A 17,449-nucleotide genomic window follows, 5' to 3' on the forward strand; every position below is an offset into this window, starting at 1 on the left:
AGACAAAGTAACAAACGGAGGAACAGAGGAAGCCATGAAGCCACAAAGAGCTGCGCTGCCGTGGCCTTGCCAACGTGCTGCGGTGCTGCTCCGGCTGGTTTTCCGGCCTCTTTCTGCAAGGCTGAAGGCCAAGTTTTGAATTATGAGAATATTGATTTTGGGAGCAGGAAAGATGGGAAGTTTCTTCATCGACCTGCTGAGTTTTGACCACGAGGTGGCCGTTTTTGAGAAAGACCCGCGGCGCATGCGCTTCACGTACAACTGCCAGCGCTTTACCAAAGTTGAGGAGATAAAGGCTTTCAGGCCCGAACTGCTCATCAACGCCGTAACGGTAAAGTTCACCTTGCCGGCCTTCGAAGAGGTGCTGCCGTACCTGCCGGCCGAGTGCATCATCAGCGATATCAGCTCCGTAAAGACCGGGCTGAAGGACTTCTACGAGCATTGCGGCCACCCGTACGTGAGCACCCATCCGATGTTCGGCCCCACCTTTGCCAACCTGAACCAGCTGAGCGAGGAGAACGCCATCATCATCAACGAGGGCGACTACATGGGGCGCATCTTCTTCAAGGACCTTTACCGGAAGCTGGGGCTCAACATCTACGAGTACACCTTTGACGAGCATGACCGCACGGTGGCCTACTCGCTGAGCATCCCCTTCGTGAGCACGTTTGTGTTTGCTGCCGTGATGAAGCACCAGGACGCGCCCGGAACAACCTTCAAGCGCCACATGAAGATTGCCAAAGGCGTGCTGTCGGAAGACGACTACCTGCTGCAGGAAATCCTCTTCAACCCCTACACGCACGACCAAGTGGCCCAGATACGCACCGAACTCAAGCAACTGCTCGAAATCATAGACCACAAGGACGCCGACGGAATGAAGGACTATCTGACCAAAATACGGAAACACGTAAGGGAATAGCACCCGAGGACAATAAAAAACAAGGGCCATCGTTGTGATGATGAACAATCACCTACGACGATGGCCCTTGTTTTATTGCTGCTTGATATCTTCACTTTCGTGGAGCTGAACTGCGAGAACATGTTCGATTGCGTGGACGACAGCCTCACGCAGGACGAGGAGTTCCTGCCCCAGAGCTACCACCACTGGACGCGTACCCGCTACTGGCGCAAGCTGAACCGCATAGGGCAGGAAATCATTTCGTGCGGAGCAGACGGCCGGGAGTGGGCTTTGCCCGATATGGTTGCACTCTGCGAGGTCGAAAACGACAGCGTGATGCGCGACCTGACCCGGCGCTCGCTGCTGCGCAAAGCTGGCTACGAGTACCTTATGACCAGCTCGCCCGACGTGCGTGGCATTGACGTTGCCCTGCTGTACTCGCCCTTTACGTTCCTGCCCGTGAGCCATTACGCCCTGCGCGTGGAGCCCGTCAGGGGCATGCGGCCTACGCGCGACATCCTTTATGTGAAAGGAGTAGGGCGCAGCGGCGATACGCTCCACGTTTTCGTTGTCCACGCTCCGAGCCGTTCGGGCGGCGAGTTGGAAACGCGGCCGCACCGCATGCAGGTCTCACGGCGGCTGTGCCAGTCGGTCGATTCCATCCGTCTTGCGGAGCCGGAGGCCAGGATTCTGGTTGCCGGCGACTTCAACGACACTGCCGGCAACGCCTCCCTGCGCCATCTGGAGCTCCACGGCATGGTGCACGTATCAGCCGGGGCACAGGGCAGCCATGGTGCCCGGGGCACCTATTGGTATAGGGGCGGGTGGGAGAGTATTGACCATGTGTTCTGCTCGCCCCGCCTGGCAGCAAGGGTGGAGGGCTGCAGGATTGGCGACGAACCTTTCCTGCTGACGGACGACGGGCAGTATGGAGGCCTCAAGCCCCGCCGCACCTACATCGGCCCCCGTTATCAGGACGGGTTCAGCGACCATCTGCCGCTGATTGTGAAGTTCAGCTATTAGCCTTTTTCGCAGGCTCGCCGCAGTCTGTACGGGGCTGTCATTTCAATCCGTTGCATTCTTTTTTCGTTTGTTTCTTCCTCTTTCTGTCCGCGTGTTTCACTTTTTCCGGGTGTCGTAAAAACCCAGCCGGAGGTGCCGAAGCTATGCTTCAGGAACTTTCGACAAGTGTCGCACGATTGTGCGACACTTGTCACACATGAATTCGACACTTGTCGAAAGTTCCCGAATGGCTCCTGCAAGCCGACGAAAAGAGCCCCGCGTTAAATTTATACAAAACAAGTTGGTTTTTCTTTCTTATTCATCTTATTATCAGTATCTTTGTAGGATATTACAAAAAGATTAAAAAAATCATGTTCGAAAATCTGAGTGACAGACTTGAACGCTCGTTTAAGATACTGAAAGGTGAAGGAAAAATCACCGAAATCAATGTTGCCGAAACGCTCAAAGACGTGCGCAGAGCCTTGCTGGATGCCGATGTCAACTACAAGGTTGCTAAGAGTTTTACCGATACGGTGAGGCAAAAAGCAATGGGAATGAACGTGCTTACGGCCGTGAAACCCGGACAGTTGATGGTCAAAATCGTTCACGACGAGCTGGCGGAGCTCATGGGCGGCGAGGCTGCTGACCTGAAGCTGACCGGCCGGCCGGCCGTTATCCTGATGTCGGGACTGCAAGGTTCGGGCAAGACTACGTTCACCGGCAAGCTGGCTAACCTGCTCAAGACCAAGCAACACAGGAAACCGCTGCTCGTGGCCTGCGACGTTTACCGCCCCGCCGCCATCCAGCAGCTCACGGTTGTGGCCGGACAGATAGGCGTGCCCGTGTACAGCGAGCCGGAGAACAAGAACGTGAACGAGATAGCCCGGCATGCCATCCAGGAGGCCAAGGCCAAGGGCAACGACGTTGTCATCATCGATACCGCCGGCCGACTGGCCGTAGACGAACAGATGATGGACGAGATTGCCTCGCTCAAGGAGGCCGTAAATCCGGATGAGACGCTCTTTGTGGTCGACTCCATGACCGGCCAGGATGCCGTGAACACGGCCAAGGAGTTCAACGACAGGCTCGACTTTGACGGCGTGGTGCTGACCAAACTCGACGGCGATACCCGCGGCGGCGCTGCCCTCAGCATCCGTACGGTGGTCACCAAGCCCATCAAGTTCATCGGTACCGGTGAGAAAATGGAGGCCATTGATGTGTTCCACCCTTCCCGCATGGCCGACCGCATCCTCGGAATGGGCGATGTGGTTACGCTGGTGGAGCGTGCCCAGGAGCAGTTTGACGAGGAGGAAGCCAAGCGACTGCAGAAGAAGATACAGAAAAACAAGTTCGATTTCAACGACTTTCTCGGTCAGATAGAGCAAATAAAGAAGATGGGAAACCTCAAGGACCTGGCCGGCATGATTCCCGGTGTGGGCAAGGCTATCAAGGATGTGGATATAGACGACAACGCCTTTAACGGCATCGAGGCCATTATTCGCAGCATGACACCCAAGGAACGCACTACTCCCGAGATACTCAACCAGAGCCGTAGGCAGCGCATAGCCAAGGGTTCGGGTACCAGTATTCAGGAGGTGAACCGGCTCATCAAGCAGTTCGACCAGACCCGCAAGATGATGAAGATGGTTACAGGCAGCGGTATGCGCGGCATGATGGGTAAGATGAAAGGCATGCCCGGCATGCCCAAAATGTAAAGAACGACTGACATGGCATATCAACTCATAGACGGCAAGGCTACGGCTACGGCCATCAAGGCCGAAATAGCGGAAGCGGTAAGGCTCCTGGTGGCCGGCGGCGGCAAGCAGCCTCACCTGGCTGCGGTGCTCGTTGGGCACGACGGAGGCTCGGAAACCTACGTGCGCAACAAGGTCATTGCCTGCGAGCAGTGCGGCTTCAAGTCGACGCTCATCAGGTTCGAGGCCGATGTTACGGAGGCTGAACTGCTGGCCTGTGTCGACAAACTGAACCGAGACGAAGACGTCGACGGCTTCATCGTGCAGCTGCCTCTGCCCGTTCACATCGACGAACAGAAGGTTATCATGGCCATAGACTACCGCAAGGACGTAGACGGATTTCATCCCGTAAACGTCGGCCGCATGGCTATCGGCCTGCCCTGTTTCATTTCCGCCACGCCACTGGGCATCCTTACGCTGCTCAACCACTATCATATAGCGACCAGCGGCAAGAAGTGCGTGGTGCTCGGACGCTCCAACATCGTGGGCAAACCCATGGCCCAGCTCATGATGCAGAAGCACTACGGCGACGCCACTGTTACGGTGTGCCATTCCCACTCGGCAAACCTGAAGGAGGAATGCCGCCAGGCCGACATCATCATTGCAGCCATCGGCAAGCCCGACTTTGTAACTGCCGACATGGTGAAGGACGGGGCAGTCGTTATAGATGTAGGTACCACGCGCGTTGCCGACGCCACTCGCAAGAGCGGTTTCCGCCTGAACGGCGACGTGAAGTTCGATGAGGTTGCGCCCAAGTGCAGCTTCATAACCCCTGTTCCGGGCGGAGTGGGGCCCATGACCATCTGCTCGCTGATGAAGAATACATTGGCGGCAGGCCGGCATGAATACTATCAGTAATCAAGATTATCCGCAACCAATGACCGCAGAAGAATACTACAGGCTCGGTAATGAGCACCGGCGCAAAGGCGACTGGCAGCATGCCATCGACTGCTACATGGAAGCTATCGCCCTGGATCCTAACTCTCCGGCGGTTGAAGCAAAGGAAATGCTTGACAATATTCTGAATTTTTACGATAAGGATACATACAATCCTTGAAAAAAAAGACATTATGAGTAAGTTTAAGGGAGCTATTGTGGTGGACACCAACAGGTGTAAAGGATGCCAACTCTGCGTAGTTGCGTGTCCCAAGCATGTGATTGCACTGGCACAAAAGAAAGTAAACGTCCACGGCTATCCATACGTTGAGGCTGCCAAACCAGAAGACTGTATTGGCTGTGCATCGTGTGGCATCGTTTGTCCCGATGGATGTATCACCGTTTATAAAAAGAATATGGAGGCTTAGAGACATGGCAGAACAGGAAGTAACATTAATGAAAGGCAACGAGGCCATAGCCAATGCTGCCATTCGTTGCGGTGCCGATGGCTTCTTCGGCTATCCTATCACTCCGCAAAGTGAGATTATTGAGACGCTGGCTTTGCTCAAGCCGTGGGAAACAACCGGCATGGTAGTGCTCCAGGCAGAGAGCGAGGTGGCAGCTATCAATATGATATATGGTGGTGCGGGCGCAGGTAAACGCGTCATGACCACATCCTCTTCGCCCGGCATTGCATTGATGCAGGAGGGCATCTCGTACATGGCAGGCGCCGAGATACCGGGAGTGTTCGTCAACGTACAGCGTGGCGGCCCCGGCCTGGGTACCATCCAGCCGAGCCAGAGCGACTATTTCCAGGCAACGCGCGGCGGCGGCAACGGCGACTACAACGTCATCGTACTGGCTCCCAACAGTGTTCAGGAGATGGCGGACTTCGTGGATTTGGCCTTTGAGCTGGCCTTCAAGTACCGCAATCCGGCCATGCTTCTGTCCGACGGAGTTATCGGGCAGATGATGGAAAAGGTGGTTCTGCCGCCTTTCAAGCCCCGTCGCACGGAGGCGGAAATCAAGAAAGAGTGCCCGTGGGCAACCATCGGCCGCACCAAAGGTCGTGAACCGAACATTCTGACCTCACTGGAATTGAAGTCGGAGGTCATGGAGGTGCGCAACGAACATCTGCAGGAGAAGTACAGGCAGATAGAGGAGAACGAGGTGCGTTATGAAACCCAGCAGCTGGAAGATGCCGACTATATGGTTGTGAGCTTCGGAAGTGCCGCCCGTATAGGCGAGAAAGCCGTTGAGCTTGCACGTGAGGAAGGCATCAAGGTGGGGCTTTTCCGTCCCATCACGCTGTGGCCTTTCCCCAGCAAAGCAATAGCCCAGGCTGCCAAAGGCAAAAAAGGCATCCTGGTATCCGAAATCAATGCCGGCCAAATGGTACAGGATGTACGCTTAGCCATGAATGGTGCATTGCCGGTAGAACACTTCGGCAGGCTGGGTGGTATAGTGCCCGATCCGGAAGAAATAGTCGAGGCACTCAAGCAAAAGCTGATTAACAAATAGGAGGAACCAACAATGGCAAATGATATTATAGCACCGGAGAACCTGGTATATAAGAAACCAACGCTGATGAACGATACGGCCATGCACTACTGTCCGGGCTGTTCGCACGGCGTGGTGCACAAACTCGTGGCAGAGGTAATTGAGGAGATGGGCATGGAGGACAAAGCTGTGGGCGTTTGCCCGGTGGGCTGCGCCGTCTTTGCTTACCGCTATCTGGACATCGACTGGCAGGAAGCTGCCCACGGCAGAGCACCCGCCGTGGCAACCGGTATCAAGCGTATGTGGCCCGACAGGCTTGTCTTCACCTACCAGGGTGACGGCGACCTGGCCTGCATCGGAACCGGAGAAACCATCCATGCACTCAACCGCGGCGAGAACATTCCTATCATCTTCATCAACAATGCCATCTATGGAATGACGGGAGGACAGATGGCTCCCACCACTCTTATTGGCCAGAAGACCGCCACCTGCCCCTATGGACGCGACCCGCAGCTGCACGGCTATCCGCTCAATATTACCGAGCTGGCATCACACCTGCGCGGAACATGCTACGTGACACGCCAGAGCGTGGAGACGGTAGGCTCCATCCAGAAGGCCAGGAAGGCCATCCGCAAGGCGTTCGAAGCCTCCATGCAGGGGCTCGGGTCAAGCCTGATAGAGATTGTTGCTACCTGCAACAGCGGCTGGAAACTATCTCCAGTCAAGGCAAACGAGTGGATGCAGGAGCACATGTTCAAGGAATACGTCAAGGGAGACCTCAAGGACACCACCGGACTCTAACGGTTACGGCTTCGGAAAATCAACAGACAAGTAACAGGAAACCTTCCCCGGGGAAGGCGACGTAAGGCTTTTAAATATGAAGACAGAAATAATCATTTCCGGTTTCGGTGGCCAGGGAGTTCTCTCCATGGGTAAGATACTGGCCTACTCGGGACTGATGGAAGACAAGGAAGTTACGTGGATGCCGGCCTACGGGCCCGAGCAGCGCGGCGGTACGGCCAACGTAACGGTGATAGTGAGCGATGAGCGCATCTCGTCGCCCATCCTGAGCAAGTTCGATGTTGCCATCGTGCTCAACCAACCCTCACTCGACAAGTTCGAATCGAAGGTAAAACCGGGCGGTGTTCTTATTTACGACGGCTACGGCATCATAGCTCCGCCAACGCGGAAGGACATCAACGTGTACCGCATTGACGCCATGGACAAGGCCGCCGAGATGAAGAATGCCAAGGTGTTCAACATGATTGTGCTCGGCGGACTGCTCAAGGTGTGCCCCGTAGTGAGCACCGACGGCCTCAAGAAAGCACTCTACAAGAGCCTGCCGGAGCGCCATCACAACATGATTCCGCTGAACATGGAGGCTGTAAGCGTAGGAATGGAAATAATCCAACAACAATAACAACTTGATTTTTTAACTCTCTAATTATGGGGTCGGCAGCAGTGATGCTCCTGGCCTTTTTTTATTTTCTCTTCCAAAGGCCGCCGGCATGACATCGGCTCACGGCGAACCGGCAGGAGAGAGCAAGTGAAACCTACAACCAAAGACCGAACATAAAAACCGAGAAAGGATGAAAACAATGCTTCTTACAGCTGCACTGACCATGATGGGCGCAGCAGTTTACGCACAGAAAAGCTATCCCCAGCCCATGCCCATGAAGCCTGAAATGACGGAATACTGGACACCACAGCCCCCCGTCATTACGCCCGGAGAGGATGCGGGCAGTGCTCCGGCCGACGCGCTCGTGCTCTTTGGCGGCACCAACCTGGCGCAGTGGCAGAGCACCGACGGCAGTCCGGCCAAGTGGCGGGTGCACGACGGCGTGATGACGGTGGTCAAAGGAGCCGCCGCAGATATAGAGACAAAGGAGAAATTCGGCAGTTTCCAGCTCCATTTGGAGTGGATGGTGCCCGCCAACATCACCGGCAGCAGCCAGGCCCGCGGCAACAGCGGCGTCTATCTGCAGGGTATGTACGAGGTGCAGATACTCGACAGCTACTGCAACGAGACCTATGTTAACGGCATGGCGGCATCGGTCTACAAGCAAACACCGCCCCTTGTCAATGCCATGCGGCGCCCGGGACAGTGGAATGTGTACGACATCATCTACACCGCGCCCGTATTCAAGGCCGACGGCACTTACCTCTACCGCCCCCGGGTAACTGTTATACAGAACGGGATAGTGGTGCAGAACCATACCGAAATTATGGGAACTACCGAGTACATTGGCCTGCCGCAAGTAAAGCCGCACGGCGACGGCCCCATCCTGCTGCAGGCCCACGGCGACGACAGCGCACCCATCAGCTTCCGCAACATCTGGATTCGCAAGCTGTAGCGGCTGTTTTTCCTGCTTCGTTCAGCACCCGCAGGCCCGGAGGATGCTAAAGCCAGGCCTGCCGCATCATTCTGCCGGCCGGTAGTTGGCTATGGCCCACGTGCGCACCCGGTCGTGCATAACGGAGTCGGCCTGCCGCCTGTTCCTCACCACGGGGCGCGAGAAGCAGGCATCCATAAACCCCTTCATCCGGGCGGCAATCACGTCGTTGCCCGTAGGTTTGGCGTTGCGCTGCCATGCGGCTATCTCGTTGTCTATGGCCGTAGGGTTATACACGTAGTAGTTACGGGTGGAGTTACCGTTCGCACCCGGCGGAACATCCATCGTTGCAACCGTCATCGCCACCATGCCTGCCATTCCGCAGAGAACCAGCAGGTCCTTCATTCCATTCTTGTTCATGTGCATTTCCTTTCTATGTTTGATGCAGCAAAGATAGCGCGAACCGTCTTCGCGTGCAATACCCCGCATCAAACTGACATGCGTCCGTTATTACAAACTGCTGAAAATCAGCAGTTTGATATTTTTCCAAACACTTGTTTTGACACAAACCGAATGTTCCCGGGGTGATTGAAAACGCGTAAAAGAAGTGCAAAAGCTATGCTTCGTGAACTTTCGACAAGTGTCGCACGATTGTGCGACAAGTGTCGAATTCATGTGCGACAAGTGTCGAAAGTTCCCGGAGATGCTTTTCAAGTCCATCAGCAGATGTCTTTGCGCAGTTGCTGGCACCTGTTATTTAGCGTGAGTTCGATGAGTTTTGAAGAATATCTGTATTTAGGAACTCACTGATAGTTTTTTTCATTGAATGGATTTCTATATTGTTTTCTAAGGTGTCTTTCTGTAAGTTCAGCTGTTCTTTCAGCGCATGGTACAGCAATGGCTTCTTCCTCCAGAAACTTTCCGGCACTTTGAGAACGGCATTCAGTAAGTCGCCCTCATAGAAGTCACCAGCGGCAAGAAAATTCTTTGATAATATTTCTATTGCCAATGGTATTATGTATTCCAATCCTATGTTCTGATTGACGAGAAAACGGAAATCTTCTATCGTGTATTCAGAAATCCTTGTATTCTGCAAGTCATACAGATGCCTTATAGGATAAGAGTCGTCCGGAGTTGGCGTATAATCATCCCATCTCTCATTTAAAAGAGCTGGTAAGGTTTTAGACAGCAGTTTTTGAGGGCTTAAGTATTGTATAGCCTGTTCTGACATGGTACTTGGCAGTTTTGGCTTTTGGCTCTTTTCAGTCTGTTCTTCTCGTAAGTATTTAGGCATTTTCTTTCTCTTCATGTTCTTCGCTATTCTTTTTAATTCTAAACTCACATGATTTCTACGAATTATATCACACCCAATCATACCTATGATTGGCGAGGCTAAAATTACAAAAAGTTTTTGTTAATTACCAAATTGCAGCCTGTTATAATTCGTCGAACTTACGTTATTTATAGTTCATGCCATAAATGTTTCTACTTGTGGAGGCCAGTCTATGCGGTGGTCATTATTTTTCCTGCTGCTTTTTTTACTCAGCCACGTGCAAAGAGGGGATGGATGTGGTTAGCAGTTCAGCGGAGTACACCATGTGGTTGGGTTCAGATAAATACAAATTACAGGCATTTTCCTTAGTAACTAACTCGCTTTAAAGGAGTTTTGGTATCTCAACAGCCCGTTCTGCAGAAAGGCTAAGTTATCCGACTGCTATTTTTTGATTCTTTTCTTGGGTAGTCACAACCCGATATTTTGTGTTATCTTTGCAACTGATAAAATAGAGATGAAACAACCGAGTGGCAAAGCTGGCAGGTATGGAATTGCGATGCAAGGAAGGTGGATGAGGCAGCAGCCAATCAAAAAACAGGCCGTATGATGATGGAAAGGCAAGGTTATTTTCGCGTTCATGGCAAGGGTGAGCAAGCCTATCAGTCGTTTGTGCCCACGCCGCTACAACAAGTTGAGGTTGCCGTTGACGATGAGATGCGCTGGCTTCTGCAGCAGGCACATCGGCAGATAGCGTCATTAAGCCACAGCGAGGAGGCCATGCGGCAGGAAGTGGAGGCTTCGGTGCGCCTGGCATGGGGCGTTCCGGAGCCCTCGCCGTTCATGTTCGGCATGGCTCCTGCAGCCCAGGAGCGCGATGAGCGCATGCTGATGGACGAGAAGTTGCTCTGCGAGGCCACCTCCTTTGGCGTGGAACGGCTGCATGTTCTGCCGCTCTCGGGGCGGTTGTTTAAGGACATTCATTATGTCATGATGCAGGGCGAGCACAATGAGAAGAAGTATCCCGGCGAGTTCCGACATTCGCCCACGTGGATAGGTGATGTGGGCGACACGCTCTTCACGGCCCCCTTTGTTACGCCTACAGGTGATGATTTCCTGACTGCTTTTGCAGATTTGGAGAATTATATCAATGAGGAAGATAATCAGGATGTGCTCATCAAGGCAGCACTCATACACTATCAGTTTGAAATGCTGCATCCTTTTATCGACGGGAATGGGCGTCTGGGCCGGCTCATCACGCAACTTTTTCTGATCGACCGCGGTGTACTTGAAGCCCCATTGCTGCGGCAGTCGGTGTTTCTTAACCGGCATCAGTTTGAGTATTTTACAGGGTTAGCCTCGGTGGAATTTTCTGGCAGGTATGAAAAATGGATAAAGCTATATTTAAAAGCACTCTCATCAGACACATTCGCCAATGCGGCTTCCGTGTAGGTTTGCGGCAGTTTTTCTGTCGATAAGTGTCCCTATATATAATAAGGTGTAACGGGTGGTGCGCCGGCAGCTACCGCAAAAAGGCCACGGCGGCCAGGAACGAGAGCAGAATGAGCTGGCTGGCGAGGGCGATGACGGCATCGTTGTAACCCTGATGGCGGCGGAACAAGGCCAAGTACAGAAAGTACATGACCAGGCAGGGGCCAAAGATAATAATGTCCCAGCGCAGTTGCCAGTCGGTTTGCCAGAGCATGAAGACGAGCGGCAGGATGCCGAAGGCGAAGTAAAGGGCGCCGATAAGATAGACGCGGGCATTGATTTTGCCCTCGCGGCCGGCAAATTGGAACGACGGATAGAGCGTGAAATACCTGCTTGCCGTATCGGGTCGGAGCATCAGTACCAGCTGGCCGGCTATCATCCGGCTGAAAGGTATGCCCGCAAACAGTGCCAGCACGGCTATCCGTGTGGGCATGGATGCAATCACCAGAACCTGCAGCGGAACTGTCAGCGTAATCAGATAACGGCCGTAAGAGCCCAACAGTTGCTCGCTGCCGGCAATGAAGAGGCGCTCGTACTGCAGCCGGCCCACCGCCAGGGGTATGAGTACTGCTATGGCAGCAACGACAAGCGGCGGCAAACTGCCGCCCAAGAAAAAGACTGACAGCGCCGAAAGACTGGCCGGTATCCAGCCAGCGAGGGGCCAGTATTCCATCTTTCGGATTTTGTATAGCGGTAAACTCATTGCTTTTTCTGCAAAATTAGCCATTTTTCCTCTATTTATCGTAATTTTCGCTTCGTTTCTGCGGCAAAGTTGCAATTTTCGTGAAAAACATTTGGTGGTTATTAGTTTTTTTATTTACTTTGCACCCGAAAAGATATAAAGATAACGAAAAAATACAAATTAATTTATTAATAAAAGAGAGACATGAAAAAGTTAGTTTTATTGTTTGCTGCCGCTGTGATGGCAGTATCTGCAAACGCACAGACTGTTACAGAAAGTAAGACTTTCGACAACTTCTACATTGGTATCAATGGAGGTGTTGCCACAAAGACTACCGGAAACAGCTGGATGGGCAACCTGAACCCCAACGCCGGTCTGCGTATTGGCCGTTGGTTCACTCCCGTATTCGGTCTGGCTGCCGAGAGCAATGCTTACTTCTCTAACAAGCCTTGGAATTCTACCGGCACTGCAGTACGCGCACTGAATACAAGCTTGCTTGCTACCGTGAACCTGAGCAACTGGTTCGGTGGCTACAAGGGTGAGCCCCGTGCTTTCGAGGTTATTCCTGTATTTGGTTTCGGCTGGGGTCACACTTTCAACGCTTATGGCGCAAAGAACATCAACGCCCTGACTTCTAAGGCAGGTATCGACTTCGTATTCAACCTGGGTGCCGAGAAGGCATGGCAGGTATATGTTGAGCCTTCTGTAACTTGGGCACTCAACGGCACTGGCTACGAGGGCACACAGTACAACATCAACCGCAGCGCAGTTCAGTTGAATGCAGGTGTTGTTTATAAGTTTGGCAACTCTAACGGTACTCATAACTTCACTATCGCCCAGTTGCGCGATCAGGCTGAAATCGATGGCCTCAACGCCCAGATTAACGACCTGCGCAACGAACTGGCCAAGAAGCCTAAGGAGGTTGTGAAGGAAGTTGTTAAGGAAGCTCCGGCTCCTCAGGTAGTTAAGGTAGAGAACCTGGTATTCGTTACCTTCGCACAGGGCAAGTCTGCTCTTACCAAGGACGCAAAGAAAGCTCTCGATGCTGTGAAGGAAGGCAAGCACGTACAGATTGTTGGTACTGCATCTCCCGAGGGTTCTGCAGAGCTCAACCAGAGATTGTCTCAGTCTCGTGCTGACAACGTAGCTGAATATCTCAAGGGCCGTGGCGTCATTGTTGACGAGGCTTCTGGCAAGGGTGTTCAGGGTACAACTTCTAACCGTCTGGCTGTAGTTTACGTTAAGTAATCAACTGATAACAAAGATTTAATGATTATCCCCGGTGCTTCGGCATCGGGGATTTTTTTGTTTTCATTCGCCGGCTCGTGCCAAGAGAAAATCGCTCTGGCATTGTTTTAAAGTGTAGCAGAATATCTACTTTTATTTAAAAACTATTGGTAAATAGATAAAAAAGCAGTAACTTTGTAACCATTTTAAGCAGAATGATTAAAAGTTAGGATATGAAACATGAGTTGAGAAGTGCTGTTTGCACGCAAGGCAGAAGAATGGCAGGCGCCCGTGCACTGTGGGTGGCCACGGGAATGAAGCAGGAGCAGTTTGGCAAACCCATTATAGCAGTAGTTAATTCGTTCACTCAGTTTGTGCCTGGACATACGCATCTGCACGAGATAGGGCAGATAGTGAAGCACGAGATAGAGGGTATGGGCTGCTATGCGGCGGAGTTCAACACCATTGCCATCGATGACGGCATCGCCATGGGGCACGATGGCATGCTGTATTCGCTGCCCTCGCGCGACATCATTGCCGACTCCGTAGAGTACATGGTCAATGCCCACAAGGCCGATGCCATGATATGTATCTCCAACTGCGATAAGGTTACGCCCGGCATGCTGATGGCTGCCATGAGGCTGAACATACCTACCGTGTTCTGCTCCGGCGGCCCTATGGAGGCCGGCAAGTGGAAAGGAGAGAACGCCGACCTCATTACCGCAATGGTGAATGGCGGCGACGAGAGCGTGAGCGACGCCGACTTGAACCTCATCGAGCAGTGTGCCTGTCCGGGTTGCGGATGCTGTTCGGGCATGTTTACGGCCAATTCCATGAACTCGCTCACGGAGGCCATCGGTCTTGCCCTGCCCGGCAATGGCACCATTCTGGCTACTCACAAGAACCGCATCAGGCTCTTCAAGGATGCTGCCCGGCAGATTGTGAAGAATGCCTTGGCTTATTATGAAGACGGGGACGAGAGCGTACTGCCGCGCAACATTGCCACGCGCGATGCTTTCCTCAATGCCATGACGCTCGACATTGCCATGGGCGGCAGCACGAATACGGTGCTCCATCTGCTTGCAGTGGCGCAGGAAGGCGACGTGGAGTTTACCATGCAGGATATTGACAGGCTGAGCCGGAAGGTTCCCTGCCTGTGTAAGCTCTCGCCGAACACGCAGAAATACAGCGTGCAGGAGTGCAATCGCGCCGGCGGCATTCTCGGTATCCTGAACGAACTCGACCGTGGCGGGCTCATACACGGGTCGGTGAACCGTGTAGACGGCATGACGTTGGGCTATGCGATGCGTAAGTATGACATCACGCAGGCGGAAACCGACGCCGAGGCCGACCGCATCTATCACAGCGCCCCGGGCCATAAGTTCTCCATCCGGATGGGCAGTCAGGATGCGCAGTGGGAGAGTCTGGACACCGACCGCAGCTCCGGCTGCATACGTGATATGGCTCATGCCTACACCAAGGACGGCGGACTGGCCGTACTCTTTGGCAACATAGCCCAGGACGGCTGCGTTGTCAAGACGGCCGGAGTGGATGCCTCGCTGTGGCATTTCAGCGGTCCGGCCGTGGTGTTCGATTCGCAGGAGGCCGCCTGTGACGGCATCCTGGACGGCCGGGTGAAGAGTGGCGACTGCGTGGTCATTACCCACGAAGGCCCCAAAGGCGGCCCCGGCATGCAGGAAATGCTCTATCCCACATCTTATATAAAGAGCCGCCATTTGGGCAAAGCGTGTGCGCTGATAACCGACGGGCGCTTCTCCGGAGGCACGAGTGGACTCAGCATCGGTCACATCTCGCCCGAGGCAGCTGCCGGAGGCAACATTGGCAAGATACAGGATGGCGACATCATCGAGATTGACATTCCCTCACGCAGCATCAATGTGAAGCTGAGCGAGGCCGAACTGGCCTTACGGCCGCAGCGTCCCCTGACCCGTAACCGTGTGGTTTCAAAGGCTCTGCGGGCTTATGCCCAAAGTGTGAGCTCGGCAGATAAGGGCGGCGTGAGAGTGATAGACTGAATGCAAGCAAGCATTGAAACAGAAACAAAATAAAGAAAGAATTCATGTCAACAGACAAAAGAGACTCCTGGGGCGGCTGCCGGCTGGGCGAAACCTGTACGGGAGCTGAAATCCTGATGCGTTCCCTCTATCAGGAGAATGTGAAAACGATATTCGGATATCCCGGCGGAGCTATCATGCCGGTGTTTGATGCCCTCTATACTTACACGCGAGAGGATAATGCCTGGTTCAACCATGTCCTGGTTCGGCATGAACAGGGCGCGGCCCTGGCAGCTGAAGGTTATGCCCGCGTGAGTGGTGAAGTGGGCGTTTGCCTTGTTACCTCGGGGCCCGGAGCCACGAACACACTGACGGGTGTGGCCGATGCCATGATGGATTCAACCCCTATGGTCGTGATAGCAGGGCAGGTGGGCATCGGTGCTTTGGGCACGGATGCTTTTCAGGAAGTAGACTTGGTGAGCCTTGCACAGCCCATCTCCAAGTGGAGTTACCAGATTAGGCGTGCCGAAGACGTGGCTTGGGCAGTTAGCCGGGCATTCTATATTGCCCGCAGCGGTCGGCCAGGCCCTGTGGTTCTCGATTTTCCCAAGAATGCACAGGCTGGCACGTGTGTATGGAATCCGGGCAAGCTGAGCGGCATCCGCTCGTACATAGCCTATCCTAAACTCGACGAAGATGCTGTCAGGGCGGCTGCCGGACTTATTAACCAAGCCCGCAAGCCGTTGGCTCTGGTGGGTCATGGGGTGGAGTTGGGCGGTGCTCATGAGGAACTGAAGGAGTTCCTGGAGAAAGCTGACATCCCGGCAGGCCGAACCTTGCTCGGGCTTTCGGCATTGCCTTCCAACCATTATCTCAATGTGGGCATGCTCGGCATGCACGGCAACTACGCGCCCAATGTCAAGGAGCAGGAGTGTGATGTACTGATAGCTATCGGCATGCGGTTCGACGACCGCGTGACCGGTCGCATCGACAGTTATGCCCGCCAGGCCAAAGTCATCCATCTGGACATTGACCCGGCCGAGATTGACAAGAACGTAAAGACCGACGTGTCCGTCATAGCAGACTGCAAGCAGAGCCTCCCCGCCATTACCGAACTGCTGGAGCAGGCCAGTCACAAAGAGTGGCGCGAGAGCTTCAGGCCGCTCTATGAGCAGGAAAAAACGGAGGTCATAGAGCCCTCTGTTCATCCTTCCGAGGGCCCACTGCTCATGGGAGAGGTGGTGAATGCCGTTGCCGAGGCCACGCAAGGCGACGCCGTGCTGGTTAACGACGTAGGACTGAACCAGATGTTTTCCTGCCGTTACTTCAAATTTCAACATAAGTACAGCATCGTAACGAGTGGCGGACTGGGCACGATGGGCTTCGGATTGCCTGCTGCCATTGGCGCCACCTTCGGCGTTCGGGCACGAACAGTGTGCCTGTTCACCGGCGACGGCGGCCTGCAGATGAACATCCAGGAGCTGGGAACCATCATGGAGCAGCAGTCGCCCGTAAAAATCATATTGCTGAACAACAACTACCTGGGCAATGTACGCCAGTGGCAGGACTTGATGTTCAACCACCGGCGCTCGTTCACGCGCATGCTCAACCCCCGATACGCGGAAATCTGCCACGCCTACGGCATCAGTTACGATGTTGCCACGAGCCGAGCCGACCTGCAGGCAAAGATTGAGAAGATGCTTGCCACCGACGGACCGTACCTGCTGGAATGTGCCGTGAAGGAAGAAGAGAACGTAACCCCGATGGTTACTCCCGGCAGTTCCATTGACGAAATGCAATTACACTTAGACATATAATGGACACACAAAAGAAGTTCTACACGTTGCTGGTATTCTCGGAGAACATTGCCGGCATCCTGAGTCAGATAACATCGGTCTTCACGCGCAGGCAAATCAACATCGAGAGCCTGAACGTTTCGGCTTCAAGCATTGAGGGAATACACAAGTACACCATTACGGCATGGTGCACGCCCGACGAGGTCGTGAAGGTAACCAAGCAGATAGAGAAGAAGATAGACGTGGTGAAAGCCAACTACTACACCGACGACGAGCTCTTCATCCACGAGGTGGCGCTGTACAAGATATCAACACCGGTGTTGCTCGACAATTCCGAAGTATCGCGCACCATCCGCAAGCACGATGCCCGCATGATGGAGGTGAACCCCACGTACAGCACCGTTCTGCTGGCCGGACTCACGGAAGAGATAGTAGACCTGTACAATCAGCTCAACGCGTTCAAGTGCCTGTTGCAGTACACGCGCAGCGGGCGGATAGCCGTAACGCGCAGCACGGAGGAGTCAATTACCGATTTTCTGAACAAGCAAGAGAATAAGGTGTGATGTTGCTGCGTTATGATAACAGAACATCAACCAAACAGTATG

18 protein-coding genes are annotated in these 17,449 nt (G+C 53.6%); 15 read left to right on the forward strand and 3 right to left on the reverse strand.

What is annotated here, in order from left to right:
• The first annotated feature begins 142 nt into the window (after positions 1-142).
• From BMW31_RS06635 to BMW31_RS06680, 10 genes are all read left to right on the forward strand, one after another.
• On the forward strand, positions 143-919 hold the full coding sequence (locus BMW31_RS06635; protein ID WP_091822949.1) for a prephenate dehydrogenase/arogenate dehydrogenase family protein: 777 nt from the start codon (positions 143-145) through the stop codon (positions 917-919).
• Between the two features lie 60 nt (positions 920-979).
• Entirely contained in the window at positions 980-1,921 is a 942-nt protein-coding gene (locus tag BMW31_RS06640; RefSeq protein ID WP_091822952.1) for an endonuclease/exonuclease/phosphatase family protein, read from the forward strand.
• 350 nt (positions 1,922-2,271) lie between these two features.
• Entirely contained in the window at positions 2,272-3,615 is a 1,344-nt protein-coding gene (gene ffh, locus BMW31_RS06645; RefSeq protein WP_091822956.1) for a signal recognition particle protein, read from the forward strand.
• A 12-nt stretch (positions 3,616-3,627) separates the two neighbouring features.
• Positions 3,628-4,512 (forward strand): bifunctional methylenetetrahydrofolate dehydrogenase/methenyltetrahydrofolate cyclohydrolase FolD, encoded by an 885-nt coding sequence (folD, locus tag BMW31_RS06650; protein ID WP_091822959.1) that lies wholly within the window; start codon positions 3,628-3,630, stop codon positions 4,510-4,512.
• Positions 4,513-4,531: 19 nt separating this feature from the next.
• Positions 4,532-4,711, forward strand: coding sequence for a tetratricopeptide repeat protein (locus tag BMW31_RS06655; protein ID WP_091822962.1), 180 nt, complete (start codon positions 4,532-4,534; stop codon positions 4,709-4,711).
• A gap of 13 nt (positions 4,712-4,724) precedes the next feature.
• Positions 4,725-4,958, forward strand: coding sequence for a 4Fe-4S binding protein (locus BMW31_RS06660; RefSeq protein WP_091822965.1), 234 nt, complete (start codon positions 4,725-4,727; stop codon positions 4,956-4,958).
• Between the two features lie 4 nt (positions 4,959-4,962).
• Positions 4,963-6,051 (forward strand): 3-methyl-2-oxobutanoate dehydrogenase subunit VorB, encoded by a 1,089-nt coding sequence (locus tag BMW31_RS06665; protein WP_091822968.1) that lies wholly within the window; start codon positions 4,963-4,965, stop codon positions 6,049-6,051.
• A 12-nt stretch (positions 6,052-6,063) separates the two neighbouring features.
• Complete coding sequence (locus BMW31_RS06670; RefSeq protein ID WP_091822971.1) at positions 6,064-6,831, forward strand: thiamine pyrophosphate-dependent enzyme; 768 nt, start codon at positions 6,064-6,066, stop codon at positions 6,829-6,831.
• A gap of 76 nt (positions 6,832-6,907) precedes the next feature.
• Positions 6,908-7,450 carry a 2-oxoacid:acceptor oxidoreductase family protein gene (locus tag BMW31_RS06675; protein ID WP_091822975.1) on the forward strand — a complete coding sequence of 181 codons (543 nt, stop codon included), beginning with the start codon at positions 6,908-6,910 and terminating at the stop codon, positions 7,448-7,450.
• A gap of 169 nt (positions 7,451-7,619) precedes the next feature.
• Entirely contained in the window at positions 7,620-8,384 is a 765-nt protein-coding gene (locus tag BMW31_RS06680; RefSeq protein ID WP_218140602.1) for a 3-keto-disaccharide hydrolase, read from the forward strand.
• 66 nt (positions 8,385-8,450) lie between these two features.
• Here BMW31_RS06680 and BMW31_RS06685 read toward each other — a convergent pair whose 3' ends face one another.
• Complete coding sequence (locus BMW31_RS06685; RefSeq protein WP_143049163.1) at positions 8,451-8,783, reverse strand: hypothetical protein; 333 nt, start codon at positions 8,781-8,783, stop codon at positions 8,451-8,453.
• 337 nt (positions 8,784-9,120) lie between these two features.
• Entirely contained in the window at positions 9,121-9,672 is a 552-nt protein-coding gene (locus tag BMW31_RS06690) for a contact-dependent growth inhibition system immunity protein (RefSeq protein WP_143049164.1), read from the reverse strand.
• 567 nt (positions 9,673-10,239) lie between these two features.
• Here BMW31_RS06690 and BMW31_RS06695 point away from each other — a divergent pair.
• Entirely contained in the window at positions 10,240-11,085 is an 846-nt protein-coding gene (locus BMW31_RS06695) for a Fic family protein (protein ID WP_091822985.1), read from the forward strand.
• A gap of 70 nt (positions 11,086-11,155) precedes the next feature.
• Here BMW31_RS06695 and BMW31_RS06700 read toward each other — a convergent pair whose 3' ends face one another.
• Positions 11,156-11,827, reverse strand: a complete 672-nt coding sequence (locus BMW31_RS06700; protein WP_143049165.1) for an adenosylcobinamide-GDP ribazoletransferase — start codon at positions 11,825-11,827, stop codon at positions 11,156-11,158.
• A 183-nt stretch (positions 11,828-12,010) separates the two neighbouring features.
• Between BMW31_RS06700 and BMW31_RS06705 the strand changes: the two genes are divergently transcribed.
• The 4 genes from BMW31_RS06705 (at position 12,011) to ilvN (ending at position 17,407) form a co-directional block, all read left to right on the forward strand.
• Entirely contained in the window at positions 12,011-13,054 is a 1,044-nt protein-coding gene (locus BMW31_RS06705) for an OmpA family protein (protein WP_091822992.1), read from the forward strand.
• A gap of 212 nt (positions 13,055-13,266) precedes the next feature.
• Entirely contained in the window at positions 13,267-15,069 is a 1,803-nt protein-coding gene (gene ilvD, locus BMW31_RS06710; protein ID WP_091822995.1) for a dihydroxy-acid dehydratase, read from the forward strand.
• Positions 15,070-15,113: 44 nt separating this feature from the next.
• On the forward strand, positions 15,114-16,865 hold the full coding sequence (gene ilvB, locus BMW31_RS06715) for a biosynthetic-type acetolactate synthase large subunit (RefSeq protein ID WP_091822998.1): 1,752 nt from the start codon (positions 15,114-15,116) through the stop codon (positions 16,863-16,865).
• Entirely contained in the window at positions 16,865-17,407 is a 543-nt protein-coding gene (gene ilvN, locus BMW31_RS06720) for an acetolactate synthase small subunit (RefSeq protein ID WP_091823001.1), read from the forward strand. Before ilvB ends, ilvN begins: the two co-directional genes overlap by 1 nt.
• The last annotated feature ends 42 nt before the right edge of the window (positions 17,408-17,449 follow it).

The sequence above is a fragment of the Prevotella sp. kh1p2 genome (assembly GCF_900111525.1).
Classification (GTDB): Bacteria; Bacteroidota; Bacteroidia; order Bacteroidales; family Bacteroidaceae; genus Prevotella.

Coding starts and splice junctions, on each gene's coding strand:
- BMW31_RS06635 (WP_091822949.1), top strand. CDS start 143: ATGAGAATATTGATTTTGGGAGCAGGAAAGATGGGAAGTTTCTTCATC.
- BMW31_RS06640 (WP_091822952.1), top strand. CDS start 980: ATGGCCCTTGTTTTATTGCTGCTTGATATCTTCACTTTCGTGGAGCTG.
- ffh (WP_091822956.1), top strand. CDS start 2,272: ATGTTCGAAAATCTGAGTGACAGACTTGAACGCTCGTTTAAGATACTG.
- folD (WP_091822959.1), top strand. CDS start 3,628: ATGGCATATCAACTCATAGACGGCAAGGCTACGGCTACGGCCATCAAG.
- BMW31_RS06655 (WP_091822962.1), top strand. CDS start 4,532: ATGACCGCAGAAGAATACTACAGGCTCGGTAATGAGCACCGGCGCAAA.
- BMW31_RS06660 (WP_091822965.1), top strand. CDS start 4,725: ATGAGTAAGTTTAAGGGAGCTATTGTGGTGGACACCAACAGGTGTAAA.
- BMW31_RS06665 (WP_091822968.1), top strand. CDS start 4,963: ATGGCAGAACAGGAAGTAACATTAATGAAAGGCAACGAGGCCATAGCC.
- BMW31_RS06670 (WP_091822971.1), top strand. CDS start 6,064: ATGGCAAATGATATTATAGCACCGGAGAACCTGGTATATAAGAAACCA.
- BMW31_RS06675 (WP_091822975.1), top strand. CDS start 6,908: ATGAAGACAGAAATAATCATTTCCGGTTTCGGTGGCCAGGGAGTTCTC.
- BMW31_RS06680 (WP_218140602.1), top strand. CDS start 7,620: ATGAAAACAATGCTTCTTACAGCTGCACTGACCATGATGGGCGCAGCA.
- BMW31_RS06685 (WP_143049163.1), bottom strand. CDS start 8,783: ATGAACAAGAATGGAATGAAGGACCTGCTGGTTCTCTGCGGAATGGCA.
- BMW31_RS06690 (WP_143049164.1), bottom strand. CDS start 9,672: ATGAAGAGAAAGAAAATGCCTAAATACTTACGAGAAGAACAGACTGAA.
- BMW31_RS06695 (WP_091822985.1), top strand. CDS start 10,240: ATGATGATGGAAAGGCAAGGTTATTTTCGCGTTCATGGCAAGGGTGAG.
- BMW31_RS06700 (WP_143049165.1), bottom strand. CDS start 11,827: ATGAGTTTACCGCTATACAAAATCCGAAAGATGGAATACTGGCCCCTC.
- BMW31_RS06705 (WP_091822992.1), top strand. CDS start 12,011: ATGAAAAAGTTAGTTTTATTGTTTGCTGCCGCTGTGATGGCAGTATCT.
- ilvD (WP_091822995.1), top strand. CDS start 13,267: ATGAAACATGAGTTGAGAAGTGCTGTTTGCACGCAAGGCAGAAGAATG.
- ilvB (WP_091822998.1), top strand. CDS start 15,114: ATGTCAACAGACAAAAGAGACTCCTGGGGCGGCTGCCGGCTGGGCGAA.
- ilvN (WP_091823001.1), top strand. CDS start 16,865: ATGGACACACAAAAGAAGTTCTACACGTTGCTGGTATTCTCGGAGAAC.